8 protein-coding genes and 1 pseudogene are annotated in these 12000 nt (G+C 39.4%); 7 read left to right on the forward strand and 2 right to left on the reverse strand.

Going from position 1 to position 12000, the window contains the following annotated elements:
• Nucleotides 1-60: 60 nt before the first annotated feature.
• The 6 genes from RB214_RS07745 to hflX all read left to right on the forward strand — a co-directional run bounded on the left by RB214_RS07745 (nucleotide 61) and on the right by hflX (nucleotide 7158).
• A complete protein-coding gene (locus tag RB214_RS07745; RefSeq protein WP_309168744.1) occupies nucleotides 61-1278 on the forward strand; it encodes a lipoprotein-releasing ABC transporter permease subunit in 1218 nt (405 codons plus the stop codon).
• On the forward strand, nucleotides 1271-1969 hold the full coding sequence (gene lolD / locus RB214_RS07750; RefSeq protein ID WP_165743560.1) for a lipoprotein-releasing ABC transporter ATP-binding protein LolD: 699 nt from the start codon (nucleotides 1271-1273) through the stop codon (nucleotides 1967-1969). Before RB214_RS07745 ends, lolD begins: the two co-directional genes overlap by 8 nt.
• Nucleotides 1959-3203, forward strand: a complete 1245-nt coding sequence (locus tag RB214_RS07755; protein WP_165743562.1) for a lipoprotein-releasing ABC transporter permease subunit — start codon at nucleotides 1959-1961, stop codon at nucleotides 3201-3203. The genes lolD and RB214_RS07755 overlap by 11 nt, the downstream gene beginning before the upstream one ends.
• A gap of 134 nt (nucleotides 3204-3337) precedes the next feature.
• Nucleotides 3338-3811, forward strand: a complete 474-nt coding sequence (locus tag RB214_RS07760; RefSeq protein ID WP_011328072.1) for a DUF1456 family protein — start codon at nucleotides 3338-3340, stop codon at nucleotides 3809-3811.
• 433 nt (nucleotides 3812-4244) lie between these two features.
• Nucleotides 4245-5597 (forward strand): NADP-specific glutamate dehydrogenase, encoded by a 1353-nt coding sequence (gene gdhA, locus RB214_RS07765; RefSeq protein ID WP_011328073.1) that lies wholly within the window; start codon nucleotides 4245-4247, stop codon nucleotides 5595-5597.
• A 208-nt stretch (nucleotides 5598-5805) separates the two neighbouring features.
• Nucleotides 5806-7158: a GTPase HflX gene (hflX, locus tag RB214_RS07770; RefSeq protein ID WP_309168748.1), complete on the forward strand. Its 1353-nt coding sequence runs from the start codon at nucleotides 5806-5808 to the stop codon at nucleotides 7156-7158.
• A gap of 142 nt (nucleotides 7159-7300) precedes the next feature.
• Here the strand turns inward: hflX and RB214_RS07775 are convergent.
• A pseudogene (locus tag RB214_RS07775) lies at nucleotides 7301-9033 on the reverse strand (AMP-binding protein).
• A 198-nt stretch (nucleotides 9034-9231) separates the two neighbouring features.
• Entirely contained in the window at nucleotides 9232-9678 is a 447-nt protein-coding gene (locus RB214_RS07780; RefSeq protein WP_002960715.1) for a DUF3010 family protein, read from the reverse strand.
• 354 nt (nucleotides 9679-10032) lie between these two features.
• On the opposite strand from RB214_RS07780, the gene thrS reads away from it, so the two are divergent.
• Nucleotides 10033-11943, forward strand: a complete 1911-nt coding sequence (thrS, locus tag RB214_RS07785; RefSeq protein ID WP_309168751.1) for a threonine--tRNA ligase — start codon at nucleotides 10033-10035, stop codon at nucleotides 11941-11943.
• Nucleotides 11944-12000: the final 57 nt, after the last annotated feature.

Consider the following 12000-nt stretch of genomic DNA (forward strand, 5'->3'; position numbering starts at 1 on the left):
AAAGGCACTTTTTTCGTGCTACTATTGCTCAATACTTTTACGATAAGTGTTAAAAATAATATGTTTCAACCGGTTAGCTTATTTATAGGGCTTAGATATAGTCGCTCCTCTAAAGGAAACGCGTTTATATCGTTTATTTCGTTTTTTTCTATTGCCGGTATCGCTATTGGTTTAATGGCATTATTCACGGTAAGCAGTGTAATGAACGGGTTTGAAAATAGCCTAAAAACCAATATGCTTGGACTTATTCCGCATGTTGAAGTTAGCGCAGGTAAAAACACTGCCACCCAAATGGGCAACCTTAAAACCGATCTCGAACAATCTCCTTATGTTGATCATGTAAGCTTATATCGCCACGGCGAAGCTATTTTGCAAACAAATAAAGACTTGCACGGCGTTTTACTACAAGGCCTTTATAACGATAGTGGTTCTTTGTATAAAATTACCGATAAAATAGTGCAAGGCGATTGGAAAACTGTATTAAACAAAAATTACAACATTGCTATAAGCCGTTATTTGAGTCGTAAATTAGGCGTTAGCGTGGGTGATAAGCTTCGCGTTATTATGCCTAATGCTTCAACATATACACCTCTTGGGCGAGTACCCAGCCAGCGTTTATTTAAAGTAGCCGCAATATACGAAACCGGATCTGAGATAGATATGGCACTTGCGTTTACGAGTGGCGCTTCGCTACAACGGGTATTAAAGCTGGATAAAAACACCGCCCCAAATTTAAGTGTTTCATTGCACGAACCTTTCGAACTAGATGAATTTATTGAAGCAAGCCAACGTATTTTAAAAGATCACAATTACAGTGATTGGCGCAGTACCCAAGGTACTCTATTTGCAGCCGTTGCTATGGAAAAGCGCATTATGTCTATGTTGCTTGCCCTCATTGTATTGGTGGCTGTATTTAATATTGTATCGGCATTAACCATGATGGTAAGCGAAAAACAAGGTGAAGTAGCCATACTACAAACGTTAGGTTTAACACCTTCGCAAGTGCAAAAAGTGTTTATGGTGCAAGGCTTATATAACGGCGTAATTGGTACCGCAATAGGCGCATTTTTAGGTGTAATATTTAGTTTATATATAAATGAGCTACTTGCATTAGTGGGCTTAAACTTACTGGCGGGTATAGAGCTTCCGGTAAAATTTGATATTTTGAGTTTAGTAATAATAGCGTTTGCCAGTATTGCTATGAGCTTTTTAGCTACCTTATATCCTGCGCGTAAAGCCGCAAAAGTAAAACCAGCAGAGGTATTACGTTATGAATGATTTAGTGATTAGTTGTGAAAATTTAAGTAAGGTTTATCAAGACGGCAGCAACCAAGTTGAAGTATTAAAAGGCGTTGATTTAGCGCTTCAGCAAGGTGAAATGCTCGCTATTGTCGGGAGTTCTGGCTCTGGTAAAAGTACGCTTTTACACATACTTGGCACATTAGATACCGCAAGCTCAGGTAGCGCTAAAATTAAAAACCAAGAAGTTGCAAAACTTTCGCGAACAGAGCAAGCCGCATTTAGAAACCAAAATTTGGGCTTTATCTATCAATTTCATCACTTATTAATGGAGTTTAGCGCAGTTGAAAACGTGGCTATGCCGTTATTAATTAAAGGCTTGAGTGCAAAAGAAGCCAAAGCTCAAGCGCTCGATATGCTCGAAAAAGTAGGCCTTGCACATCGCAACTCGCATAAACCGTCTGCGCTTTCTGGTGGAGAGCGCCAACGCGTGGCTATTGCCCGCGCGCTAGTTACTAAACCTGCGCTTGTGCTTGCTGATGAACCAACCGGTAATTTAGATAAACAAAATGCGATTAAAATTTACGATTTAATTAATGAGCTTAACCAAAGCTTAAACACCAGTTTTGTGGTAGTTACACACGATTTAGAACTTGCCGATAAGCTAGGCAAAATAGCTTATTTAGACGATGGAAAACTAGCTATTAAAGAGTCGCAGCATGTTGCTTAGTGCATTTTTAAGTAAACGTTTTAGAGCCTATTCAGGCCACAAAGATGAAAAAAACGGCTTTGTTAGTTTTATCGCTAAAGCGTCGACTATTGGTATTTTATTAGGTGTCGCGGTTTTAATTGTGGCGCTGTCGGTAATTAATGGTTTTGAGCAGCAACTAGTACATAGATTGCTAAGTGTTGTGCCGCAGGTTGAATATGTAGCACCAAGTAGACCCATTGCAAATTGGTCGCAAAAGGTTGAGGATTTACAAACACAACTTCACGTAACAGGGGCTGCGCCATTTATTGCCGTTAACGGAATGGCGCAATATAAAAGCCAGCTAAAAGCGATAGAAATTCGAGGTGTTGAGCCATCGCTCGAGAGTAATGTATCGGCGGTAAACCAGTTTACCAGTGGTAAATTAGTGAGTCAGTTAGGCCTTGATGATGTAATTTTAGGTAAGCAAATAGTAAAACAGTTAGACGCCAAAGTAGGCGATAACATTACATTACTTATTCCGCAAATTAGTCAAAAAGGTCAATCATTATTAGCGCCTAAACGCGTAACACTTAACCTTGCAGGTGTTATAGAAATGGGCGGACCGATTGATAGTACCGCTGCATTTATACATCTTAACAAAGCGCAGCAAACATTAGGTTACGATGAAAGCCAAGTAACCGGGCTGCGTTTAAGTGTTGATGATGTGTTTTCGGCGCACCAAATAGCGCTAAAAGTAGGGCAAACTATTGACGACTACGTGTATGTTTCCAGTTGGTTTAGAACCCAAGGCAGCCTTTATCAAGATATTCAAATGGTACGTACCATTGTTTATATTGTGGTGTTTTTAATTATAGCGGTAGCCAGTTTTAATATTGTCTCCTCCTTGGTGATGGAGGTACGCGAAAAACAAGGCAATATCGCAATTTTAAAAACCATGGGCGCGAAAGACAGTACTATTTTAGCCACCTTTGTAATGCAGGGCTTAATGCAAGCATTTGTAGGCGTGGCACTAGGAACACTAATTGGTGTGGTATTAGCGCTTAATATAAGTGAGCTTTTTACGTGGATAAGCCAATTATTTGGAGCCAATCCACTTGAGGGCGTTTATTTTATAGAGTTTTTACCAAGTAAATTAGTACTTGAAGACATTGGTATTACAGTGATTGTTACGTTTGTGCTTGCGATAGTTGCTACTATTTATCCGGCGTGGCAAGCAACAAGAGTTGACCCTGCAAAAGTGCTGGGTAATTAGCGGCATTGGTAGCGTGTGCGCTGCTAAATAAAAACTAATAGGGCAGTATTGGCAAGTCTGTTAAACTAGGGCGCTTATTTACAAGCTAACAATAACTAACCATTGGGTTAGCATTTACTACTCTGGGATTTACTTTGACAAATAACGATATTTTACGCCGCATTCGCTACACTTTTAATTTAACTGACACCGCTATGGTAAATGTTTTTGCTGCAGCTGAGCATACGGTTACTACAGAGCAAGTAATTGCTTGGTTAACTAAAGAAGGCGAAGAAGCTTACACTGAAATAAGTGATACAGAGTTTGCAACTTTTTTAAATGGTTTTATTAATACGCAACGTGGTAAGCGCGAAGGCGATCAACCTGCTCCTGAGAGCAAGTTAAATAACAATATTATTTTTATGAAGCTGCGTATTGCTTTAAATATGAAAGCGGAAGATGTGATTGCGACGCTGGCACTCGTTGACTTTAATTTGAGTAAGCATGAGCTAAGCGCGTTTTCTCGTAAAGTAGATAACAAGCACTACCGCGTATGTAACAACCAGGTACTTCGTTTATTTTTAACGGGTGTACAACAGCAGGTTCGTCCACAAAGCACTGCTGAGTAAGCAAGGTAAAGCCATTACTCTTTCAAAACGCTAAAACAGCCCTTGTTTTAGCGTTTTGTTGTTTTTAAGTTAAATATATTTCAACTTGTTACACGCCTACTTTAAAATTGTTCAATACCGCTTAATAAACTAGCAATTGAATGAGAACATTTAAATATCAAGTAATTACCTCCTTTGTTAACTGTATGTTTGGTTTTAGCAACCGCGCACTGTATTTTTATATCGTTAAAATAAATAAAAATTCGGCTAGTCGCTGTTTTATTTTTACACAACAGTAAAATAATTCAACTTGAATGACGTGCAACACCACTCTTTCTAATGGTAAGGTGTATGAAAATTATGATTTTAAAATAGATTTATATTCAAAAAACAAACTTAATCATACTTACCCGAATTCTCAAATTTTAAAAATAGCTTACACGGAAGAATAATTATGAATTATATACATAGTACGATAGCTCAATTAAAGCAAACTAGCCCCGCGCAAAGTGAGTTTTATCAAGCTGTTGAAGAAGTACTAGAATCTTTAGAACCTCTTTTTGCAAAAACTACAAATTATCAAAAAGAAGCCATTATAGAAAGAATGGTAGAGCCAGAGCGTCAACTAATGTTTCGTGTACCTTGGGTTGACGACGAAGGTAATATTCAAGTAAATAAAGGCTATCGCATTGAATTTAGCTCTACCTTGGGCCCATATAAGGGGGGCTTGCGTTTTCACCCGAGTGTTAATGCCAGTATTATTAAGTTTTTGGGTTTTGAGCAAGTGTTTAAAAACTCATTAACCGGCCTACCTATTGGTGGTGGTAAAGGCGGTGCTAACTTTGATCCAAAAGGGCGATCAGACGGTGAAATAATGCGTTTTTGCCAATCATTTATGAACGAGTTATACCGCCACATTGGCCCAACTACCGACGTACCTGCAGGGGATATTGGTGTTGGCGCACGCGAAATTGGTTATTTGTTTGGCCAGTACAAGCGTTTAACAGGGCGTTACGATGGTGTGTTAACCGGTAAAAGCCTAATGTGGGGTGGCTCGTTAGTTCGTAAAGAAGCAACTGGCTACGGCGCAGTGTACTTTGCAAACTACATGCTACAAAACCGCGATGATAGCCTAGCTGGAAAACGTTGTTTAATTTCGGGCTCGGGTAATGTTGCTATTTATGCGATGGAAAAGCTGTATCAATTAAATGCAAAACCAATTACCTGTAGTGACTCTCGCGGTACACTATTTCATGACGCGGGTATAGATTTAACGCTTATTAAAGAGTTAAAAGAGCAGCAACGTGGCTGTTTAAGCAAATATAAAGAAAGCTACCCAGAAGCCACTTATATTGCTCGCGCAGATTACCCAGAAGATGGGCATGCAGTGTGGCGTTTTAAAGCCGATGCTGCGTTCCCGTGTGCCACTCAAAATGAGTTAACTCAAGGCGATGCAAAAGCGCTACTAAGCAATGGCTGTATTTTGGTGAGTGAAGGTGCAAACATGCCTTCGACCAAAGACGCGATTGACTGCTTTATTAAAGCCAAAATAGCTTACGGCCCAGGTAAAGCTGCTAATGCGGGCGGCGTTGCAACCAGCCAATTAGAAATGGCGCAAAATGCCAGTATGCAAAGCTGGACTTTTGAAGAAGTGGATGCAAAATTACAGCACATAATGAAAAACATTTTTAATATTGCTAACGAAACAGCGGCAGAATTTGGCCAACCTACTAACCTGTTACTTGGCGCTAATATTGCTGGTTTTCGCCGTGTTGCCGATGCAATGATAGAGCAAGGCGTAGTTTAACTAAAATAGTTTAAAGCAATTGCAGCTTATTGCTGTGAGAGCCTGTACTTAAAAACACCCCATAAATTTAGCTATTTATGGGGTGTTTTATTTAAATAACCGCTTAAGTTAGTTATAACGCTATAAAGCCAAGCTATAACAGCGTAGGATCAGGCTACTTTCGAATGAAAATAGGTTTGCACTTCGCGGTGCATTAACATAAAAAATTATGCAACTAACTGCAAAAGCATCACTTCCTAACGCATTACTTATCTCTATTAGTACACCTCACTTTAAAGGCGATGAAGCAATTGAGTCGCTTGCAGAATTGGCACGCCTAGTTACCACTCTTGGCTTTAAAGTAGTTGGTACACAATCACAAAAGCAAAGTTCTACCCAAAAAGTAAATGTACTGGGTTCAGGTAAACTGGCTGAAATAGCGCACCTTACTGGTAATAAAGGTTCTGCTGCAGATGAGAAAGAGGGTGAGAATTTTCTTGATGACGATCCATTATCCGACATGCCATCAGAAATTCCATCAGACGGTTTAGATTTTGCTTGTGCCGATGTTGTCGTGTTTGACTGCGATTTAACGCCTTCTCAACTGCGTAATGTTGAGAACCAGCTGGGTGTAGAAGTATTTGATCGCACCGGTATTATCATTGAAATATTTAGTCGTCATGCGCGTACTAAAACTGCAAAATTACAAGTTGAAATTGCTCGCCTTAATTATGTCGCGCCACGGCTGCGTGAAACATCAACAGGTGATAAAGAACGCCAAATGGGTAAAGGTGCAGGGGAGACAACGCTTGAGCTTAATCGCCGTAAGGTGCGCGATCAGTTAGCAGAATTAAAGCGCGAACTTGTTAGTGTTCAAGATGTAATGATGGACAGACGTACGCAGCGCTCTGAGCTATTCTCAGTGGCTTTAATTGGTTATACCAATGCGGGCAAGTCATCAATGATGCGCGCAATTACAGGTAGTGATGTAGAAGGCGAAAACAAACTCTTTGCAACGCTAGATACCACTGTTCGCGCGCTGTATCCAATTACGCAGCCACGTATATTGGTTTCAGATACGGTTGGTTTTATTAAAAAATTACCTCATGATTTGGTTGCTTCATTTCATTCAACGCTCGCTGAGGCACATGATGCGTCGTTATTGTTGTATGTTGTAGATGCTTCAGATCCTTCTTTTCGCTCACAGCTTGAAGTAGTACATAAAGTACTGGCAGAAGTTGGGGTAGAAGGTAGCAAAAAATTATTAGTACTGAATAAGTCAGACCAATTAAGTACTGAGCAGCAGCAGTCGCTAATGGATGAGTTTCCTGATGCGATGATGACCTCTACACGTAATCCAGATGATATTAGTAAATTGCACAAATACATTATTGGCATTGCTCAAGAGGACATGATTGAAGAAGAGATTCTTATACCGTACACAGCTAAAGGTATTGTGGGCGAAATCCGATCGAGTATGAGTGTTGTTAAAGAAGAATATGAATACAGCTATATTAAATTAACAGTGCGCTCGAGTGCGATTGATTTAGAACGTTTAAAAAAGAGAATGTTGAATTTATAATAAATTCAGTACATAAAAAGCACAGCCAATTGGCTGTGCGTTTTAGTATTAGTCCTAACATACGTAAATTTAACGCTGCTAGCTCTAAATATAGCTCTGAGATAAATTCCCTATCCAGAGTCTCAGTTACTTAAAAACGAAACTAGGAAAAAGGATTTTCGCTTAGCTCTTCTTGCATTTGCTCGCGCATTTTAAATTTTTGCAGTTTACCTGTTACTGTCATTGGGTAATTTTCTACAAAACGGATATGTCGTGGCATTTTAAAGTAGGCGAGTTTGTCTTTTAAAAACTCACGAATTGCTTGCTCATCAAGCACAGCATCTTCTTTTGGTTGGATCCAAGCGCATACTTCTTCGCCATACTTTTCATCGGTTATACCAAATATGGCAGCATCTTGAATGCCCGGGTAGGTGTAAAGTACTTCTTCTATTTCTCGAGGGTAAATGTTTTCGCCGCCGCGAATAATCATATCTTTAATGCGGCCAACAATAGTGACAAACCCTTCTGTATCCATGACACCTAAATCGCCAGAGTGTAGCCAACCGTTGTCATCTATTGTGGCTTTTGTTTTAGCATCGTCATTCCAATAGCAGCGCATTATGCCTGCACCTTTACTACACACTTCGCCAGGTTGACCAATTTTTTGAATGTTACCCAGTTCGTCAATTATTTTAACCTCAGTATGGGCAAGTGCGCGGCCAACCGTCGTTACTTGCCGCTCTATTGAAGAGTCTGTTTCGGTAATGTTGTTTATGGGGCTGCACTCCGTTTGCCCGTAAGCAATCAGTACTTGATGCATGTTCATTTGTGTTTGTACTTTGCGCATTACTTGCTCTGGGCATGTAGAGCCTGCCATTACACCCGTGCGTAAAGTACTTAAGTCATAATCGTTAAAATTACTTAGCTCAAGCTCACTAATAAACATAGTAGGTACACCGTGCAGCGCTCTACACCCTTCTTGTTGAACTACATCTAGTGTGGTTTTTGCATCGAATGAATCGCCTGGGTAAATGGCTGCTGCACCTTTACTAACACACAACAAGCTACCCAATACCATTGCAAAGCAATGATATAATGGGATAGGGATACATAACTTGTAATCGCTCGTAAAGTGCATAGATTCGGCGACGAATAGCGCATTATTTAAAATGTTTTTATGAGTGAGCGTTGCGCCTTCTGGGTTGCCGGTTGTGCCTGATGTAAATTGTAAATTGTAAATTGTATATTGATGTCTTGCTCAGCATTTAAGTTTGCACCTATTGCTTTTAATTCAAGCTCATGTGCCGATGTTGGCAAGTTAATAACATCATTAAAAGAGTACATACCAGGAGATGCTTCATCGCCAATGCGGATTATATTTTTAAGAGTGGGTAGTGCTTTTAAATTAAGTGTGTCTTTATCGCAAGTTGCAAGTTCTGGAGCCAAACCATTGAGCATTTCTAAATAATCACAGCCTTTAAAGTTTGATGCTGTGATTAGAGTAGAGCATTCAACACTATTTAAGGCTTATTGTAATTCGTTAGGGCGATATGCAGGGTTGATGCAAACCATTATTGCGCCAATTTTTGCGGTTGCAAATTGGGTTAAGCACCACTCAATATTATTAGGAGACCAAATACCAACACGCTCGCCTGGTTTCACGCCAAGTGCCAGCAACCCCATAGCAAGTTGATTAACTTCTTTTTGAAATTCTTTATACGTTAAGCGAATACCTTGATGATGAACTACAACAGCTAACGCCTCTGGGTTTTTGTCGACAATAAAGTCAAAGTACTCGCCTATAGTTGAATTTGTTAAAGGTGTGCTTTGTATACCTCTAAAGTAGCTTTGAGATAACGGCAAGTGATTTATTTGCTCTACTTCTTTTACCGCAATAGTGTGTGTGCATTGCTCTCTCCATGGAAATGTGTGTGAGTTATGTAAACTACAAAGTTAAAATAAACACATATTGTCGACAAAGAGAGGTGCAGTTAGACTAATGTATTATTAGATTAATAAAAGCTAATACTACTTTTTAGACACAAAAAAACGCGTCTTACAATGTAAGTACGCGTTTTTAAACGAGTAATGAGTTTACATTTCGTCGCTGCGGTATGTTTTTTTCATGATGTAAACGTAAGCGTTTACAAAAGCATTTTCTTGGTACTTTTTAAGGCCTGTTTCTTCAAAATCAATAGGGATGGGGTTGCGTTTTAACTGCTCTTTAACTTCAGTTGTAGTAAATAAACGTACATCTAAGTTGTCGATTAATTGAATTGCAGTTTCCATTTTAAAGCCTTTTGCACTGCCAGCAAATTTACCTTTAGGCTGACGCTCACGAATTGCAACAGAATCAATTTGGTAATCTTGCATTAATTTTGCAAAATCGAATTGAAATTTACGCATTACTTCAGTGTCGTTACCGTTACCTAAGGTAAAGCGTGTTTGGCGCACATCGCGAATATCAAATACGTCATTATCTTTACTTAAAATACAAAGTAGTACATCACTACCGGTAATTTCTACACCACATGTTCTCATGTTTATTCTCTAAAATAACTTAATTACGCAGTATTATACGCAACGCACATTAAAATGCGAGTGTGGGTATAGTTGTAGGCGCGTAATTAATGCATTGATGCTTTTATATTTTAATAAAATGATTTTTTTGCTTTAAAAGCTACATTTTGTGGATAAAACGGGTGGATTTCACCCCTTTAAACTTGTAATTAAATGCGCGGCACGCGACAATATATCTTTGTAGTTGAATAGACTCCTCATCTACATTTATTAGTCAATGCTTATTCGTAAAAGCGTTGTCGAGTCATTCTCATTTAATTTATTAAAAATACACGTGATACATTGTAGGTGTCACCACTGTAGCAAGGATTTATAATGCCAGTTATTACTCTTCCAGACGGAAGTCAACGTAGTTTTGAAAACCCTGTAAGCACGCTTGATGTTGCAAACGACATTGGTCCTGGTTTAGCTAAAGCGACCATTGCGGGCCGTGTAAATGGCAACCGTGTTGATGCATGTGATAAAATTTGTGAAGATTCTCGTCTTGAGATTATTACCGCTAAAGACGATGACGGCCTTGAAATCATTCGTCACTCTTGTGCTCACTTAATCGGTCATGCAGTTAAGCAACTTTTCCCAGACGCAAAAATGGCAATTGGTCCTACCATTGATAACGGTTTTTACTACGATATCGATATGGAACACTCATTATCACAAGATGATCTTGAAGCAATTGAAAAGCGTATGCTGCAACTTGCAAAAACCAACTACGACGTAGTGAAAAAAACAGTAAGCTGGCAAGAAGCACGCGATACATTTGAAGCGCGTGGCGAAACATACAAAATAGAAATTCTGGACGAAAACATCGCTAAAGATGACCGCCCAGGTTTATATCATCACGAAGAATATGTAGACATGTGTCGTGGACCTCACGTTCCTAACATGAAATTTTGCCAAAACTTCAAACTAATGAAAGTGGCGGGTGCATATTGGCGTGGTGATTCAGAAAACAAAATGCTACAACGCATTTATGGCACCGCGTGGGGCGATAAAAAGCAACTTAAAGCGTATTTAAAGCGCCTTGAAGAAGCTGAAAAACGCGATCACCGTCGTATTGGTAAAGCGCTTGATTTATGGCATTGGCAAGAAGAAGCACCAGGCATGGTATTTTGGCACAACGATGGTTGGAGCATTTACCGCGAGCTTGAAGAATTTGTACGTGAAAAATTACGCGAATATGAGTACGAAGAAGTAAAAGGTCCAATGATGATGGACCGTTCACTTTGGGAAAAATCAGGTCACTGGGAAAAATATTCAGAAGCAATGTTTACCACTGAGTCTGAAAAACGTGAATACGCAATTAAACCTATGAACTGTCCTGGTCACGTGCAAATTTTTAACCAAGGGTTAAAATCGTACCGTGATTTACCACTACGTATGGCTGAATTTGGTTGTTGTCACCGTAATGAACCATCAGGTGCACTACACGGTTTAATGCGTGTACGTGGCTTTACACAAGATGATGCTCACATTTTCTGTACTGAAGAGCAGATAATGGACGAAGTGTCATCGTGTATTAAGATGGTTTATGATACATATGAAACATTCGGATTTGAGAAGATTGTAGTTAAGCTATCTACTCGCCCAGAACAACGCATTGGTGAAGACCATATGTGGGATAAAGCAGAGCTTGCTTTAGCTGATGCACTTAAGCTAAACGATATTGAATTTGATTATCTTCCGGGCGAAGGCGCGTTTTACGGTCCGAAGATTGAATTTACTTTGTACGATTGTTTAGACAGAGCGTGGCAGTGTGGTACAGTGCAATTAGACTTTGCATTACCGGGTCGTTTAGGTGCTACTTATGTAGCAGAAAATAACGAGCGTCGTACACCTGTAATGATACATCGTGCTATTTTAGGTTCTATTGAACGCTTTATTGGCATTTTAACTGAAGAGTACGCTGGTTTATTCCCGACGTGGCTTGCACCAAAGCAAGTGGTAATTATGAATATTACCGATAAACAGGCTCCTTATGTTAAAGAAGTTGTACAAAAATTAAATAAACTTGGAATTAGAGCCGCTGCTGACTTGAGAAATGAGAAGATTGGCTTTAAAATCCGTGAGCATACACTGAAGCGTATTCCATATTTACTTGTTGTTGGCGATAAAGAAGTTGAACAGCAAGAAGTAGCAGTGCGTACTCGCACAGGTGAAGACCTTGGCAAATTTAATGTTGATGATTTTGTAGCTAAAATTAGCGAAGAAATTAAAAATCGACAGTAAAAATCGAGCGTGTAAGGCATTAACAAACAGCCAATTACACGCTTATATTATTGATAT

The organism is Pseudoalteromonas sp. HL-AS1, from assembly GCF_031198785.1.
Taxonomy (GTDB): Bacteria; Pseudomonadota; Gammaproteobacteria; order Enterobacterales; family Alteromonadaceae; genus Pseudoalteromonas; species Pseudoalteromonas distincta.

Bases quoted from the DNA above. Each gene is read 5' to 3' on its own strand.
- RB214_RS07745 (WP_309168744.1), top strand. From the start codon at position 61: ATGTTTCAACCGGTTAGCTTATTTATAGGGCTTAGATATAGTCGCTCC.
- lolD (WP_165743560.1), top strand. From the start codon at position 1,271: ATGAATGATTTAGTGATTAGTTGTGAAAATTTAAGTAAGGTTTATCAA.
- RB214_RS07755 (WP_165743562.1), top strand. From the start codon at position 1,959: ATGTTGCTTAGTGCATTTTTAAGTAAACGTTTTAGAGCCTATTCAGGC.
- gdhA (WP_011328073.1), top strand. From the start codon at position 4,245: ATGAATTATATACATAGTACGATAGCTCAATTAAAGCAAACTAGCCCC.
- hflX (WP_309168748.1), top strand. From the start codon at position 5,806: ATGCAACTAACTGCAAAAGCATCACTTCCTAACGCATTACTTATCTCT.
- RB214_RS07780 (WP_002960715.1), bottom strand. From the start codon at position 9,678: ATGAGAACATGTGGTGTAGAAATTACCGGTAGTGATGTACTACTTTGT.
- thrS (WP_309168751.1), top strand. From the start codon at position 10,033: ATGCCAGTTATTACTCTTCCAGACGGAAGTCAACGTAGTTTTGAAAAC.